This window comes from Sedimenticola selenatireducens DSM 17993, assembly GCF_000428045.1.
Classification (GTDB): domain Bacteria; phylum Pseudomonadota; class Gammaproteobacteria; order Chromatiales; family Chromatiaceae; genus Sedimenticola; species Sedimenticola selenatireducens.
Map to the genome: position 1 here is coordinate 10,066 of NZ_KE386614.1, position 14,331 is coordinate 24,396.

Genomic DNA, 14,331 nt, shown 5'->3' on the forward strand with positions numbered 1-14,331 from the left:
ACCTTTTTCTTGGCGACCTTCTTTTTAGCGGCGGCCTTTTTCTTTGTCACCTTTTTCTTGGCGACTTTCTTTTTAACGGCAGCCTTTTTCTTTGTCACCTTTTTCTTAACGACAGCTTTCTTTTTACTGGCTGTCTTTTTGGGTGCAATAGCCTTCTTGCTCATGGTTTTCTTGGCGACTGCGCTCTTCTTTTTTGCAGCCTTCTTTTTAGCGGCTTTCTTGACGGCCATTACGCTCCCTCCACGATCAGTATGCAAAAGTCAGTTTGAGTATAATAAAGTATTCAAAAAAAGCTAGTAAATCACGGATATTTTGGCATTTTTTACTTGTTATTGGCGGGATTTCCAGTATGGCTGCTATTGTTGGATGAGCAAAGCATGGCCCGTCTGCCTTTTTCCGATGAAACGATCAGACGTCGTGAAACCTCAAGTTGGCTTTGTATATATGGGATCTGTTAGCCGGCACGGTCGATGGATTCGATTTGCCGTGTTGTGTGGAGCTGTTAATGGGTTAGTTGGTAAGCCGGAATGACCGATATCCCTGTTCTGTGATTACCCCATGTAGCGGGACATCCCAGGGCTGTCGCGACAGTCTCTCTACACGCTGAAAATCATGCGCAAAACCTATCAGCGCGGGTCGAATCCACTGTTTATGTTGAAGCTGGTAAGCCAGCGTTCGATCATAATAGCCGCCGCCCATACCCATCCTGACACCTTCACTGCTGAATGCGACCAGCGGCATGATGATCAGATCAAGACTCCATGCCGGTATCGGCTTTCTACGTCGAATGTTCGGCTCGGCGATGCCGAATCGATTCGTCTGCAGGCGATCGTTTGGGTGAAACTCTGAAAACCATAGCGCGTTGTTGGTGCCGGGTTTGAGGACCGGCAAGTAAATTTTTTTGTTGAGTTTTAGTAATCGTTGAATAAGCGGCTGGGGATCAAGTTCACCGTCTGCGGCCAGATAGAGTGCGATGCGCCTGCTACGGATCAGACGAATATTTATTATAAAGTGGTTGGCTGCCGACAAGCTGTGGTTATGTTGCTCTTGTCTGGAGAGGCTGCGTCTTTTGGCGCGGATGGCGCGGCGAATTTGTTTGTGATTCTGCATGCGGCGCACTGGAATGAAATAAGGCATCCCCCACCTGTGCCGTAGCAAATCATCGTTCTTGAACCGGTAGGTTCAAGTGGGGACGACAAGGAAGCTTAAGGCTTTCCGCTCGAGGCGGACATGCACAATGACATTCCCATTAAGTCCCCGGGGTAATGAATAGGCTCAAGAAAATACCCGATTCGCTTACAAACACTGCAGGGGATACCTGTGAGGACAGGCTAACTCTATTGGGTTTAAAGATCCAGCCGATTTTCCTTACTAAGAGCCGCGTCAATCTTTTGCTGCATATTGCGCAGGCGTGTGTTGATACTGCCATTAACATCATTCTTGTGATTCTGTTTTTCCAGCAGTTCATGCGCGAGATTGAGTGATGCCATTACCGCAATCCTGTCTGTTCCCAACACCTTGCCGCTTGAGCGGATCTCTCGCATTTTCTGGTCCACCAGGCGTGCGGCGGCGATCAGGCTATCCTCCTCACCCTGGTTGCAGGCAACTCGATACTCCTTGTCCAGTATGCGCACGATAACGGGGATGCTGTTTTCGATCACGGTTTATACCCAGGAATTATTTATAGGTTTTGAGGCTTTCAGTTTGGAAGTGTGGCCCTGGCTTGATTGTTTGTCAGCCGGTCTCGATGGCCCGTAACCGGGAGATCATCGCTTCGACCCGGCTACGGGCCAGCTCGGTCTTCTCGATCAACTCTGCTCTTTCCGACATCAGCTCCTGCTGTTTGCCGCGTAGATTACTGTTCTCCTCACTCAGCCGCTCAATTGTGCGGATCAGCTGATCCACTTGTGATTCAAGCCGTTTGAGGTCCAGTTCCGTGGTGGAGTTGAGGTCGTTCGCGTTCATACGGTCCAATATAGAGTGAGCCATCGTGTCGGTCAACGTTATCCGCTGGCATGATACTATTATTAGGGCAATATGGTATTGGATAATGCAGCGCCAGTGACATTGTTCCGGTTTTTCCAGATCCCTTGAGACAGGTTTCCCATGAGTGATAGCAGTTTAGATTATGAACGCGTTGAGCGGCAGATGGCCTCGGCCGACATTGAAAGCAGCGGTGCGGAGGTGCATGGCATTTTATGTGGGCTGATCTGCACCGGTCGTGAGGATGCCCAGGCGCGCTGGTTTGGTGAACTGTTCACGGAAGCGCAGGCGACTGATCTGCTGGTGCGTGAGTGTGCCGAGTCACTCAAGAGACTGCATGATGCGACCCTGGCCGCGGTACAGGGCCCGGGGCTGGGTTTTACGCCGTTTCTGCCGGATGATGAGAAACCGCTCAAGCAGCGTGCCCGGGCGGTAACGGATTGGTGTCAGGGTTTTCTCTATGGTATCGGGGTGGCTGGACTCTCATCCAGTCACCAGTTTTCAGCGGAGACCCAGGATGCACTGGGTTCGCTGACCGAGATCACCCGCATGGACCTGGATCAGCTGAACTCTGGTGAGGAGGATGAGGAGGCGCTGATGGAAGTTACCGAATTCATCTGGGTGGCGGCCATGCTGGTACATTCGGAGATGGTTGTTGATGAGACGGAACGTTCATGACCCGCGCTGAATTCAAGCGGCGGCGCAGTCAGCTGATGCGCATGATGGGGCCGGGCAGTATTGCCATTCTGCCGTCCGCACCGGTGGCGATACGCAATCGTGATGCCGACTACCCTTATCGACCGGACAGCGATTTTTACTACCTTACCGGATTTCCGGAACCGGAGGCGGTGGCGGTATTGATCCCCGGGCGCAAGCAGGCGGAGTACGTGCTGTTTTGTCGTGACCGGGATCTGGAGAAGGAGACATGGAACGGCCGGCGCGCCGGACAGGAGGGGGCCTGTGAACTGTATGATGCGGATGACTCTTTTCCGATTGGCGATCTGAATGACATCCTGCCGCGCATGATCGAGCAGAGTGAGCGGGTGTTCTATGCCATGGGCTGTAACCATGAACTGGACAAGCAGCTGTCGGAGTGGATCAGCACTATTCGGAATCAGGGCCGTGCCGGCGTGCATGGCCCGCTTGAGTTTGTCGCGCTGGATCACTATCTGCACGACATGCGCCTGTACAAGAGCCGTTCCGAGATCAAGGCGATGCGTACCGCCGCCAAGATTTCCGCCAAGGCACACAGGCGCGCCATGCAGTTCTGCCGTCCCGGACTGATGGAGTGGCAGGTGGAGGCGGAGCTGGTACATGAGTGTGCTCGCCAGGGCGGGCGCTTTCAGGCCTACACGCCCATTGTTGGTGGTGGGGCCAACGGCTGTATCCTGCACTATGTGGAGAATTCCGCCGAGTTGCAATCGGGCGACCTGTTGCTGATTGATGCCGGTTGTGAGTATGAGTATTACGCCTCCGATATCACCCGCACCTTTCCGGTGAATGGTCGGTTCTCACCGGAGCAGAAGGCGCTTTATGAGCTGGTGCTCAAATCCCAGGCGGCGGCCATCGAGCAGGTGCGCCCGGGCAACCACTGGAATGATCCCCATGACGCGGTCGTGAAGGTGATCACCAAGGGGCTGGTTGAACTGGGCATACTCAAGGGACGTGTCTCCAGCCTGATTAAAAAAGAGGCCTACAGGCCTTTCTACATGCACCGCGCCGGCCACTGGCTGGGTATGGACGTGCACGATGTGGGGGACTACAAGATCGATGGCAAGTGGCGCCTGCTGGAGCCGGGCATGGTGCTGACGGTGGAACCGGGCCTGTATATTCCGGCGGGTTCAAAAGGGGTGGCCAAAAAGTGGTGGAATATCGGTATCCGGATCGAGGACGACGTGCTGGTGACCAAGGACGGACATGACATTCTCTCCAAGGATGTGCCCAAGTCGGTGGAGGAGATCGAGGCGCTGATGGCGGGGTGAATCGCCGGCTTCGCGAATGTCTAGAGCGCCTGCCCGTCGTCTGAAAACAGTACCAGGTCCTGCATATCCAGTTTCAGGGTGACGGTGTCGCCGATAGCATGCTGCTGATGGCTGGGGGCGAGACACTGAAAGCGGTCTCCGCTCTCCAGTTGCAGGGTGTAGAGATACTCAGCGCCCTGGAACAGACGATCATTGATGCGGGCATAGATCCCATCCTGCTTGGTGGTCAGGTGGATATCATCGGGGCGAATCAGCAGCTGCAGACCGGTGCCGGGCCGGACTCCATTGGGCAGCTTCCCACTCAGCCGTCCAAAGGGGGTGTCGATGCTGTTCCGGTCGGCCACCTTTATGGCGAACAGGGCGCCCCGCCCGACGAAATCAGCCACGAAGGTAGTGGCTGGATGGTGGTAAAGGTTGTAGCCGCTGTCCCACTGATGCAGCTCACCCTGGTTCATGACGCCGATCTGGTCGGCCATGGTGAAGGCCTCGGTCTGGTCGTGGGTCACCAGGATAGCGGTGATGCCATCCTGTTTCAGCAGTGTGCGCACTTCGCTGGCCAGCTGTCCGCGCAGCTCAGGGTCGAGAGCGGAGAACGGCTCATCCAGCAGCAGGATTTCTGGGCGGGGGGCCATGGCCCGGGCCAGGGCAATCCGCTGCTGCTGTCCGCCGGACAGCTGATGCGGATGCTGCTGTGCGGCATCGGTCAGGCCGACCAGCGTCAGCAGCTCTGCAATTCTCGCCTGTTTTGCCTGGGCCGTCCGCCCGCGCAGGCCAAAGCCGATATTCTCGGCCACGCTGAGATGGGGAAACAGGGCGAAGTCCTGAAACACCATGCCCACCCGGCGCTGCTCCGGCGCAATCATGTGCTGTGTGTCGCAGACCACTTTCCCATGCAGGGCGATGCTGCCCTGACGCAGCGGTTCGAATCCGGCAATCGCTCGCAGCAGCGTGGTTTTGCCGCAGCCACTGGGGCCCAGCAGGCAGCCAATGTCGCCTTCGCGCAGTTTGAGGCTGACTCGCTTGACCACCTCGGTGGTGCCGAAGGCGATCGACGCCTCATTCAGTTCCAGTCGATAGGTCATGCTTCTCTCTCGAATTGCGTATTGAGCGGCTCAGCAGGATCACCGGAATGATTCCCGCCAGGACTATGGTCAGGGCGGCACTGGCGGAATCCCGCAGCCGTTCGTCCGAGGCCAGCTCAAAGGCCCTGACCGCCAGGGTGTTGAAGTTGAAGGGGCGCAGCACCAGGGTGGCGGGCAGTTCCTTCATGACATCCACGAAGACCAGCAGCAGGGCGGTGAGCAGGCTTCCTTTCAGCATCGGCAGGTGGACCCTGTGCAGGACCTGTCCCGGTGAGGCACCCAGGGTGCGGGCGCTTTCGTCAATGCTCTGCTTGATCTTGCCCAGCCCCGCTTCCACCGTCTGCAGCGAGACCGCCAGAAAGCGTACCAGGTAAGCGAAAACCAGCGCCACCAGGGTGCCGCTCAGCAGCAGTCCGCTGGAGATGCCGAAGCGCGCGCGCAGCCAGCTGTCGAGGCTGTTGTCGATCCAGGCCAGCGGCAGCATGACGCCGACCGCAATCACCGTGCCGGGAACCGCGTATCCCATCCCGGCGACTCTGACGGCGGCAACGGTGCCCCGGTCGGAACTGAGCCGGCGGCCGTAACCCATCAGCAGAGCCAGTAGCAGGGCGAGCAGTGCGGTACCGGCGGCCAGCCCGACCGTGTGGAGTATCAGTTGCAGAAACTCACGGTCGATCATCTCCCGTGTTTCAATCGCCCACCACAGCAGTTGGCCGGCAGGCAGCAGGAAACCCAGAAACAGGGTGGTGGAACAGATCAGCAGGGCACCGAGTTTCTGCCGTCCTTTCAGCACAAAGCCGGGCAGGGACTGGTGGCGCTGGCTGGAGTGGTGATAGCGCATCTTGCGCCGGGACCAGCGTTCCAGCAGCACCAGGGTAAAGACAAACAGCAACAGCGCGGTGGAGAGTTGGGCGGCGGCGGCGCTGTCATCCATGCCGAACCAGGTGCGGAAGATGCCGGTGGTAAAGGTGCCGATGCCGAAATACTGCACCGTGCCGTAGTCGGCCAGGGTCTCCATCAGCGCCAGGCTCAGGCCGGCGACGACAGCGGGTCTGGCGAGCGGCAGGGCCACCCGAAAGAAGGTGCGCCAGGGGCCGTTGCCGAGCGAACGGCTCACCTCCAGGACACAGACCGACTGCTCCAGAAAGGCGGCACGGGAGAGCAGGTAGACATAGGGATAGAGGGTCAGTGACAGCATGCCGCCCGCGCCCCAGAGCGAGCGGATTTCCGGAAACCAGTACTCGCCGTAGTGCAGGCCGAGGCCTTCGCGCAGTGCCGTCTGAACCGGTCCGGCCACATCGAACATGCCGGTGTAGGTGTAGGCTATTATATAGGCGGGCATTGCCATGGGTAGCAGCAGTGCCCACTCAAAAACGCTGCGGCCGGGGAAGCGGCACATGGTGGTAAGCCAGGCGGTGGAGACGCCGATCAGCAAGGTGCCGATGGTCACTTCCAGCATCAGCAGCAGGGAGTTGCTGACGTAGTCGGTCAGCACGGTGTCGGCCAGGTGTCGCCACACCGCGCCGGCCGGGATCAGCGCATAGCTGGCAACCACCAGCACCGGCATGGCCAGCAACAGGGCCGTGCCGATAATGCCGAGCCGCCATGACAGCGGTGCTGTCGCTCTCCTGTAGTTGCCAGATGCCACGGGTTCACCGCTACCGGAATGACTGAAACAAAAACTCAACGCCACCCATTGTGGATGGCGCTGAGACGCGGGAGGTTATTCTCTGGGGTTCGGCGCGATTGTGCAATAGCAGTCCGGTCGCGCCTGCCGCAGGATTTATTTCCAGCCGGCCCGGTCCATCAGCCGAACCGCGGCCGGGTTGTTCTCGCCCAGCAGTGAGAGGTTGAGCGTATCGGCCTTGAAGGTTCCCCACTGCTTCAGGGTCTCGGACCACTCCACTTCTGGTCGTACCGGATACTCCTGATTGACGCTGGCGTACCAGCCCTGGGCCTTTTTGCTGGCGAGGAACTCCAGCAACTTGACCGCCGCTTCCTTGTTCTTGGCGGAGCGGGTCACGCCGGCGCCACTGACATTGACATGGGCGCCCCGGTCATTCTGGTTGGGCCAGAAAAGTGCAACCTTGGCGGCGGCCGCCTGTTCGTTTTCGTCCTTGCTGTTGATCATGGCGCCCAGGTAGTAGGTGTTCACGATCGCCAGATCACAGACGCCGGCTGCTGCCGCCTTCACCTGGTCCCGATCACCCCCCTTGGGGTCACGGGCAAAATTCTTCACGAAGCCGTCGGCCCACTGCTGTGTGGTAGCCTCGCCATCTGCCGCAATCATGGAGGCTACCAGTGACTGGTTGTAGATGTTACCGGAGCCGCGAATGCAGATGCGGCCTTTCCATTGCTCATCCGCCAGGGCCTCGTAGGTGGAGAGCTGTTTTGGATCCACCCGGTCCTTGATATAGGTGATCACACGGGCCCTTACAGAGAGTCCGTACCAGTACCCCTCGGGATCACGGTAGCTGGCCGGGATGGCGGCGTTGAGAGTTTCGCTGGAGGCCGGTTGCAGCACATCGGCTTCCTTGGCGCGATGCAGGCGCCCGGCATCGGTGGTGATAAACAGGTCAGCCGGGGAGTTGGCGCCCTCGGTTGTCAGTCGCTTCAACAGGGCATCTGCCTTGCCGGTGACCAGATTGACCTTGATGCCACTTTCGCTGGTGAACTGGTCCAGCAGTGGCTTGATCAGGGCCTCCTTGCGGGCTGAGTAGACATTCACCTCCGCCGCCAGTGCGTTGCTGCAGAGGGCAATGGCGGTGGCGAAGAGAGCTAGCTTGGAGCGGATGTTCATCGGTTGGATCTCCAGGGGTTGTTGGTTATTGATGCGCATTCTATTAAGAATCATTCGTATTTTCAATAGGCATTGTCGTATTGATTCAAAAGGCGCTGTAGTAAAATGGAGATTAAGGTGACTGGAAGTTGGTGTCAGAGCGCCCTTTGAGTGATTCGCCGGTCTGGCTGCCGTTATTGGCAAAGGGGTATTCAACAGGTATAGTCGACAACTCAATCCAAACCACTGTGGGAGAGATCGGCCTTGGCCGACGCCGAAGGCGCAAACCGTCCGGAATCGCTCAGGCAGAAGGACCGCAGTGTGGGGAGGGGTGTCTCCTTCCGGGTTGACTCTGGAGAGTGGCCGTCAGGCCCACCGACGGGGCAGGGACCGATGATTTCGGTTTCAAACTCTCAGGTTCAGGACAGAGGGGCGGCGCAGGGTGTGATCTCCTGCGCCGCCCTTTTTTTTGCCCGGAGATGGCCGAGTGCGGCCTTGTTTTTGACTGGTGGAGAATCCCATGGGAAACAGAACCATCCTTTTTGATACCCATAATCAGATGGGTGCACGAATTGTCCCCTTCGGTGGCTGGGACATGCCGCTGCACTACGGGTCGCAGCTGGAAGAGCATCATGCCGTGCGCCGGGATGCCGGCATGTTCGATGTCTGTCACATGACCGTGGTGGATCTCACGGGTGACCGGGTGCGCGCTTTCCTGCGCCACCTGCTGGCCAACGATGTGGAGCGTCTGCAGCAGCCGGGCAAGGCCCTCTACAGTTGCATGCTGAACGAGCAGGGTGGCGTCATCGATGACCTGATCGTCTATTTTATGAATGAAACCTGGTTTCGCATGGTGGTCAATGCCGGTACTACCGAGAAGGATGTTGCCTGGCTGAAACAGCAGAGTCCGGCCTTTGGCGTTACCGTCAAGCCACGCCATGATCTGGCGATGATCGCGGTGCAGGGTCCCCATGCGCGACACAAGGCGCTGCCACTGTTGCCGGAAGGGCTGCGCGAGGCGGCGGCCAATCTTCAACCCTTCTTTGCGGCGACCGCGGCTGACTGGTTTGTCGGGCGTACCGGTTATACCGGCGAGGATGGCTTTGAAGTGGTGATGCCGGAGAGCGAGGCGGTTGGCTTCTGGCAGGCGCTGGCGGATGCCGGCGTGCAACCCTGTGGCCTGGGCGCACGGGATACGCTGCGCCTGGAGGCCGGCATGAACCTGTACGGGTCCGATATGGACGAAACCATCTCGCCCCTTGAGGCGGGCCTGAACTGGACCATCGCCTGGGAACCGGCTGATCGGGATTTTATCGGCCGCTCTGCCATTGAGGCACACAGGGGCGATCCCGCAAACCGCCAGTTTGTCGGTCTGGTATTGATCGGCCGGGGTGTGTTGCGCGACCATCAGAAGCTCTTTGTCGCAGATCGGGAGGTCGGGGAGATCACCTCCGGCGGATTTGCGCCTACACTGGAGAAATCCATTGCCCTGGCACGGGTATCCGCGGAAGTGGCCGGACAGTGTGAGGTGGAGATCCGGGGCAAGCGGGTTCCGGCCAGGCTGGTGCGTCCGCCGTTTGTACGCAATGGCAAGATACGGGTCGAACTTTAAGTGCCGGCCGGTAAGCGGAAAATTTCAAAATAACAACCTGATTAGCAACTAGCGAGGGTCTAGAGATGAGCAATGTACCCAATGATCTGAAATACGCCAAAAGTCACGAGTGGGTACGTGATGAAGAGGATGGCACGGTGTTTGTCGGCATCACCGAGCATGCCCAGGAGCTGCTGGGTGACCTGGTTTTTGTTGAGCTGCCCGAGGTGGGTGATACGGTCGATGCCGGCAGTGAGTGCGCCGTGGTGGAATCGGTCAAGGCCGCATCCGACGTGTACAGCCCGGTGTCCGGTGAAGTGATAGCGATCAATGAGGCCCTGGCGGATGCACCCGAGACGGTCAATCAGGACGCCTTTGGTGATGGCTGGCTGTTTCAGGTCAAGCTCTCCGCTCCGGCCGAGCTGGACGACTTACTGGATGCCGATGCCTATAGCGAAGTGATGGAATCGGAAGAACACTGAGAGGGCTCAGAGAGACATGCCATTTATCCCCCATACAGAACAAGAGGTGCAGGAGATGCTGGCAGCCATTGGTGCTGCCTCTATCGATGACCTGTTCGATGAGATCCCGGCCAGCCTGCGACTCTCCCAGCTGGATGCCATACCCAGCGCGTTGTCAGAGATGGAGATTGAGCATCTGATGAACAAGCGCGCACTCCAGGATGGGCAGCCGGTCTGCTTCCTGGGGGCCGGTGCCTACGATCACCATATACCGGCGGCGGTCTGGCAGATCACCACCCGGGGCGAGTATTACACCGCCTATACGCCCTACCAGGCCGAGGCGAGCCAGGGCACGCTGCAGCTGCTATACGAGTTCCAGTCCATGATGGTGGCGCTGACCGGCATGGATGTCTCCAATGCCTCGCTCTATGACGGCGCCTCGGCCCTGGCCGAGGCGGTGTTGATGGCGGTGCGAGCCAATCGCAAGTCCAAGTCCAAGCGTATCCTGATGCCCAGAACAGTGCATCCGGCCTATCGACGGGTGGTGCGCAATATTGTCAAAAACCAGCAGATCGAGTTGGTGGAGCTGCCGTTCGACCCACATGGCGGACATACTGATCCGGCCGTGCTGGAACAGTATCAGGGCGAGGATTTCGCTGCGCTGGTCATCCCCCAGCCCAATTTCTTCGGGGTGCTCGAGGAGGTGGACGCCCTGACCGACTGGGCGCATGCCAACGGCGCCCTGGCGATTGGCGTGGTCAACCCCCTGGCCCTGGCGCTACTGACCCCGCCGGGAGAGTGGGGCGAGCAGGGTGCCGACATCTGCTGTGGCGAGGGGCAGCCGCTGGGTGCGCCGCTCTCCTCCGGTGGTCCCTACTTCGGCTTCCTCTGCTGCAAACAGGCACAGGTGCGGCAGATGCCGGGGCGCATTATCGGGCGTACCGAAGATCTGGATGGCAAGGTGGGCTATACCCTGACCCTGCAGGCCCGTGAACAACATATTCGCCGCTCCAAGGCGACCTCGAACATCTGTACCAATCAGGGTCTGATGGTCACTGCGGCGACCATCCATATGGCGCTGCTGGGCAGCGAAGGCCTGGAGCGGGCGGCGGCCGCCTGTTTTGGGAATACCGGTAAACTGGTAGACGCCCTGGGCGCTATTCCCGGGGTGACGCCGCTGTTTGATCGGCCTGCCTTCCATGAGCGGGTGCTGCGATTGCCGGCGCCGGCAGGCAGTGTGTTGCGTTCCCTGGCGGCCCACAATGTGCTGGGGGGGCTGGATATGTCGCGCGACTATCCGGAGCTGGGCGATGCCATCCTGGTCTGTGCCACCGAAAAGCGGACCGAAGACGAGATCGCCGCCTATGCCGAGAAACTGGCCCGGGTCATCCAGCTGCAGGGTGGTGTCACCTGCGGTCTGGTACCGAAAGAGTAATCTGGAGAATCTGCAGCATGCTAATTTTTGAACAATCCAAAAGCGGACGCTATGCCCCGGCGCAGTCGCCTCTCGACAAGGCGGATCTCAGCAGCCTTCCCGAGCAGTTTCGGCGCAAACGGTCTGCCGCCCTGCCGGAAGTCTCCGAGATGCAGGCGGTGCGGCATTACACCCGCCTGTCGCGCAAGAATTTCTCCATCGATACCCAGTTCTACCCCCTGGGTTCCTGTACCATGAAGTACAACCCGCGTGCCTGCAACAGTCTGGCCAGTCTGCCGGGGCTGGTGTCGCGCCATCCGGAAGCGCCGGAGAGTCATAGCCAGGGCTTTATGGCTTGTATGTACGAGTTGCAGGAGATGCTGCGTGAAGTGACCGGCATGAAGGCGGTGTCGCTTAGTCCCGCGGCCGGTGCACAGGGTGAGTTTGCCGGGGTGGCCATGATCCGCGCCTACCATGAAGCGCGGGGCGATAGCGCCCGCTGCGAGATCCTGGCACCGGATGCGGCCCATGGCACCAACCCGGCGACAGCGGTGATGTGCGGCTACAAGGTGCGCGAGATCCCCACCGGGCCGGATGGCGATGTGGATCTGGAAGCACTTAAGGCAGTGGTCGGGCCGCAGACGGCCGGCATCATGTTGACCAATCCCTCCACGCTGGGGGTATTTGATCGAAAAATCGAAGCCATAGCGAAAACGGTGCATGAAGCGGGCGGGCTGCTCTATTACGATGGTGCCAACCTGAATGCTATCCTCGGCAAGGTCCGTCCCGGCACCATGGGCTTTGACGTCATCCACATGAACCTGCACAAAACCTTCTCCACGCCGCATGGCGGTGGCGGACCGGGTGCTGGCCCGGTGGGCGTAAGCGAGCGTCTGGTGCCCTATCTGCCAGTGCCGATGGTGACCAGGGACGGCGATCACTACCGCTGGCTCACGGAACAGGATTGCCCAGAGAGTATCGGCCGCCTGACCGCCTTTGCCGGTAACGCCGGGGTGCTGCTGCGCGCCTACGTCTATGCCCGGATGCTGGGTCGTGAGGGGATGCCACGGGTAGCAGAGTTCTCCACCCTGAACGCCAACTATATGCTGAAGCAGTTGCAGTCGATCGGTTTTCAGGCGGCCTATCCACAGCGTCGTGCTACCCATGAGTTCATTATCACGCTGAAAAAACAGGCCAGGGAGCTGGGGGTCAATACCATGGACTTCGCCAAGCGACTGCTGGATTACGGCTTTCACGCACCCACCACCTATTTTCCGTTGCTGGTACCGGAGTGTCTGTTGATCGAACCAACCGAGACAGAGGATAAGGCGACGCTGGATGGGTTTATCGATGCCATGGGCCGTATTCTGGAGGAGGCGAAGGAAGATCCCGAGATGGTCAAGGGGGCGCCCTACACCTTGCCGGTGAAACGTCTGGATGACGTCAAGGCGGCGCGCGAACTGGATCTGGCCTGGCGGCCGGGGTCTAATTAAATGGCCAACCAGAAGGTCACCGGCATTCGTCGTATTATTAATGCCGGTGGCTACTCCATGGCCGGATTCGGGGCCTGTTGGCGGCATGAGGCCGCGTTCCGGCAGGAGCTGCTGGGGCTGATTTTGCTGCTGCCGCCGGCGCTCTATTTGGGCCAGAACGGGGTTGAGCGGGCTCTGTTGGTCGGGAGCCTGTTGCTGGTGCTGTTGGTGGAACTGCTCAATTCCGCCATCGAGGCGGTGGTGGATCGCTTTGGTGGTGAACAGCATGAACTCTCGGGACGGGCAAAGGATATCGGTTCGGCTGCGGTGTTCCTGGCCATTGTGATGGGCATCGTTACCTGGCTGCTGATCCTGTATCCCCGCTGGTGAGAGGCCGCCATACAGGATGGCCTGCAATAACTGAGCGCGGTTTTACTCTTTTGCAAATCCCCCATCTGATCTAGATCATTGTCAGGCCGTGTTCCCGCTGGCAGTTTTGTCCAGGGATGGACTTATATCGCGTAGGTCATGGATGACCGGGAGTGGTTTTCTACACAGCCCTGAGCCGATCGGTGTAGAATCCCCGGCTTGAATAATGCTAATGGAGGAAGGAATGTCTGCACTGATTTGTGGCTCTATGGCCTTTGATACCATCATGGTCTTTCAGGACCAGTTTAAGAACCACATCCTGCCGGAGCAGGTGCATATTCTCAACGTCTCCTTTCTGGTACCGGAGTTGCGCCGTGAGTTCGGTGGCTGTGCCGGGAACATCGCCTATAATTTGAAGTTGCTGGGTGGTGACGGAAAACCGATGGCGACCGTTGGTGCCGACTTTGGTGCCTACGCCAACTGGATGGATGAGATCGGCGTCAGTCGGGACCATATCAAGGTGATTGAGGATAGCTATACCGCGCAGGCCTATATCACCACCGATCAGGATGACAATCAGATCAACGCCTTCCATCCAGGGGCCATGAATCATTCCCATCTCAACCGGGTCGAGCAGGCGAATGGCTGCACAGTCGGCATTATCTCCCCGGATGGCCGGCAGGGCATGATTGAACATGCCCAGCAGTTTGTCGAACAGGGCATCCCGTTCATTTTCGATCCGGGTCAGGGCCTGCCGATGTTTGGCGGCGAGGAGCTGAAGCGGTTTGTCGAGCAGGCCACCTGGCTCGCCTTCAATGATTACGAGGCCAAGCTCATGGAGGAGCGCACGGGCATGACGCCTGAGCAGATGACTGAACAGGTGGAAGCCGTGGTGATCACCCGGGGTGGACAGGGTTCACTGATCTATACCCGGGATCAGCTGTACGAGATTCCTGTCGCGCCGGTAGCCAATATCGTTGACCCTACAGGTTGTGGTGATGCTTATCGGGCCGGCCTATTGTATGGTTTGATGAACGACATGGACTGGGAAACCACCGGTCGTATTGCCTCCCTGATGGGCGGTATCAAGATAGAGGAGGCGGGGCCGCAAAACCATCGTTTCCAGTGCGACGAGTTCGCCCAGTGCTTTAAGATCGCCTTTGGTTACACCTTCTGATCCAGGCCTTGAGAGTAGACC

At 58.7% G+C, this 14,331-nt stretch carries 15 protein-coding genes, 1 other RNA gene and 2 riboswitches; of the genes, 8 read left to right on the top strand and 8 right to left on the bottom strand.

The features are described 5' to 3' along the window. The 5 genes from A3GO_RS26400 to A3GO_RS0118735 all read right to left on the bottom strand — a co-directional run. The coding region (locus A3GO_RS26400; RefSeq protein WP_211245106.1) for a hypothetical protein at positions 1 to 230 on the bottom strand (230 nt) is incomplete at its 3' end. A 280-nt stretch (positions 231 to 510) separates the two neighbouring features. Continuing rightward, complete coding sequence (locus A3GO_RS0118725; RefSeq protein ID WP_029134700.1) at positions 511 to 1,137, bottom strand: 5-formyltetrahydrofolate cyclo-ligase; 627 nt, start codon at positions 1,135 to 1,137, stop codon at positions 511 to 513. Continuing rightward, positions 1,134 to 1,317: non-coding RNA, 6S RNA (gene ssrS / locus A3GO_RS25905), on the bottom strand. The genes A3GO_RS0118725 and ssrS overlap by 4 nt, the downstream gene beginning before the upstream one ends. Positions 1,318 to 1,346: 29 nt before the next feature. Then, complete coding sequence (locus A3GO_RS0118730) at positions 1,347 to 1,661, bottom strand: cell division protein ZapA (RefSeq protein WP_029134701.1); 315 nt, start codon at positions 1,659 to 1,661, stop codon at positions 1,347 to 1,349. Between the two features lie 73 nt (positions 1,662 to 1,734). Then, on the bottom strand, positions 1,735 to 1,965 hold the full coding sequence (locus tag A3GO_RS0118735) for a TIGR02449 family protein (RefSeq protein ID WP_051302637.1): 231 nt from the start codon (positions 1,963 to 1,965) through the stop codon (positions 1,735 to 1,737). A gap of 141 nt (positions 1,966 to 2,106) precedes the next feature. Between A3GO_RS0118735 and A3GO_RS0118740 the strand changes: the two genes are divergently transcribed. Both A3GO_RS0118740 and pepP read left to right on the top strand, forming a co-directional pair. Further along, complete coding sequence (locus A3GO_RS0118740) at positions 2,107 to 2,661, top strand: UPF0149 family protein (RefSeq protein ID WP_051302639.1); 555 nt, start codon at positions 2,107 to 2,109, stop codon at positions 2,659 to 2,661. Continuing rightward, on the top strand, positions 2,658 to 3,965 hold the full coding sequence (gene pepP / locus A3GO_RS0118745; protein ID WP_029134704.1) for a Xaa-Pro aminopeptidase: 1,308 nt from the start codon (positions 2,658 to 2,660) through the stop codon (positions 3,963 to 3,965). Before A3GO_RS0118740 ends, pepP begins: the two co-directional genes overlap by 4 nt. 20 nt (positions 3,966 to 3,985) lie before the next feature. Here the strand turns inward: pepP and A3GO_RS0118750 are convergent, their stop codons facing one another. From A3GO_RS0118750 to A3GO_RS0118760, 3 genes are all read right to left on the bottom strand, one after another. Then, a complete protein-coding gene (locus A3GO_RS0118750; RefSeq protein WP_029134705.1) occupies positions 3,986 to 5,047 on the bottom strand; it encodes an ABC transporter ATP-binding protein in 1,062 nt (353 codons plus the stop codon). After that, positions 5,022 to 6,695 (bottom strand): ABC transporter permease, encoded by a 1,674-nt coding sequence (locus tag A3GO_RS0118755; RefSeq protein ID WP_029134706.1) that lies wholly within the window; start codon positions 6,693 to 6,695, stop codon positions 5,022 to 5,024. Before A3GO_RS0118755 ends, A3GO_RS0118750 begins: the two co-directional genes overlap by 26 nt. 135 nt (positions 6,696 to 6,830) lie before the next feature. Next, the gene (locus A3GO_RS0118760; RefSeq protein ID WP_037376060.1) at positions 6,831 to 7,847 is read right to left on the bottom strand and encodes a Fe(3+) ABC transporter substrate-binding protein; all 1,017 of its coding nucleotides are present in this window, start codon (positions 7,845 to 7,847) and stop codon (positions 6,831 to 6,833) included. Between the two features lie 218 nt (positions 7,848 to 8,065). After that, positions 8,066 to 8,153, top strand: a riboswitch (glycine riboswitch). A gap of 15 nt (positions 8,154 to 8,168) precedes the next feature. Continuing rightward, positions 8,169 to 8,264, top strand: a riboswitch (glycine riboswitch). 82 nt (positions 8,265 to 8,346) lie between these two features. Here A3GO_RS0118760 and gcvT point away from each other — a divergent pair. From gcvT to A3GO_RS0118790, 6 genes are all read left to right on the top strand, one after another. Next, positions 8,347 to 9,438: a glycine cleavage system aminomethyltransferase GcvT gene (gene gcvT, locus A3GO_RS0118765; protein ID WP_029134708.1), complete on the top strand. Its 1,092-nt coding sequence runs from the start codon at positions 8,347 to 8,349 to the stop codon at positions 9,436 to 9,438. Between the two features lie 65 nt (positions 9,439 to 9,503). Next, positions 9,504 to 9,899: a glycine cleavage system protein GcvH gene (gene gcvH / locus A3GO_RS0118770; RefSeq protein ID WP_029134709.1), complete on the top strand. Its 396-nt coding sequence runs from the start codon at positions 9,504 to 9,506 to the stop codon at positions 9,897 to 9,899. Between the two features lie 16 nt (positions 9,900 to 9,915). Continuing rightward, on the top strand, positions 9,916 to 11,313 hold the full coding sequence (gene gcvPA / locus A3GO_RS24555; protein WP_051302640.1) for an aminomethyl-transferring glycine dehydrogenase subunit GcvPA: 1,398 nt from the start codon (positions 9,916 to 9,918) through the stop codon (positions 11,311 to 11,313). Positions 11,314 to 11,330: 17 nt separating this feature from the next. Then, positions 11,331 to 12,785 carry an aminomethyl-transferring glycine dehydrogenase subunit GcvPB gene (gene gcvPB, locus A3GO_RS0118780; protein ID WP_029134710.1) on the top strand — a complete coding sequence of 485 codons (1,455 nt, stop codon included), beginning with the start codon at positions 11,331 to 11,333 and terminating at the stop codon, positions 12,783 to 12,785. Beyond that, positions 12,786 to 13,154, top strand: a complete 369-nt coding sequence (locus tag A3GO_RS0118785; protein ID WP_029134711.1) for a diacylglycerol kinase — start codon at positions 12,786 to 12,788, stop codon at positions 13,152 to 13,154. 223 nt (positions 13,155 to 13,377) lie between these two features. After that, a complete protein-coding gene (locus A3GO_RS0118790) occupies positions 13,378 to 14,310 on the top strand; it encodes a carbohydrate kinase family protein (protein WP_029134712.1) in 933 nt (310 codons plus the stop codon). Positions 14,311 to 14,331 lie beyond the last annotated feature (21 nt).

Excerpts from the sequence above, each read along its gene's own strand:
- A3GO_RS0118725 (WP_029134700.1), bottom strand. The coding sequence starts at position 1,137 with ATGCCTTATTTCATTCCAGTGCGCCGCATGCAGAATCACAAACAAATT.
- A3GO_RS0118735 (WP_051302637.1), bottom strand. The coding sequence starts at position 1,965 with ATGAACGCGAACGACCTCAACTCCACCACGGAACTGGACCTCAAACGG.
- A3GO_RS0118740 (WP_051302639.1), top strand. The coding sequence starts at position 2,107 with ATGAGTGATAGCAGTTTAGATTATGAACGCGTTGAGCGGCAGATGGCC.
- pepP (WP_029134704.1), top strand. The coding sequence starts at position 2,658 with ATGACCCGCGCTGAATTCAAGCGGCGGCGCAGTCAGCTGATGCGCATG.
- A3GO_RS0118750 (WP_029134705.1), bottom strand. The coding sequence starts at position 5,047 with ATGACCTATCGACTGGAACTGAATGAGGCGTCGATCGCCTTCGGCACC.
- A3GO_RS0118760 (WP_037376060.1), bottom strand. The coding sequence starts at position 7,847 with ATGAACATCCGCTCCAAGCTAGCTCTCTTCGCCACCGCCATTGCCCTC.
- gcvT (WP_029134708.1), top strand. The coding sequence starts at position 8,347 with ATGGGAAACAGAACCATCCTTTTTGATACCCATAATCAGATGGGTGCA.
- gcvH (WP_029134709.1), top strand. The coding sequence starts at position 9,504 with ATGAGCAATGTACCCAATGATCTGAAATACGCCAAAAGTCACGAGTGG.
- gcvPA (WP_051302640.1), top strand. The coding sequence starts at position 9,916 with ATGCCATTTATCCCCCATACAGAACAAGAGGTGCAGGAGATGCTGGCA.
- gcvPB (WP_029134710.1), top strand. The coding sequence starts at position 11,331 with ATGCTAATTTTTGAACAATCCAAAAGCGGACGCTATGCCCCGGCGCAG.
- A3GO_RS0118785 (WP_029134711.1), top strand. The coding sequence starts at position 12,786 with ATGGCCAACCAGAAGGTCACCGGCATTCGTCGTATTATTAATGCCGGT.
- A3GO_RS0118790 (WP_029134712.1), top strand. The coding sequence starts at position 13,378 with ATGTCTGCACTGATTTGTGGCTCTATGGCCTTTGATACCATCATGGTC.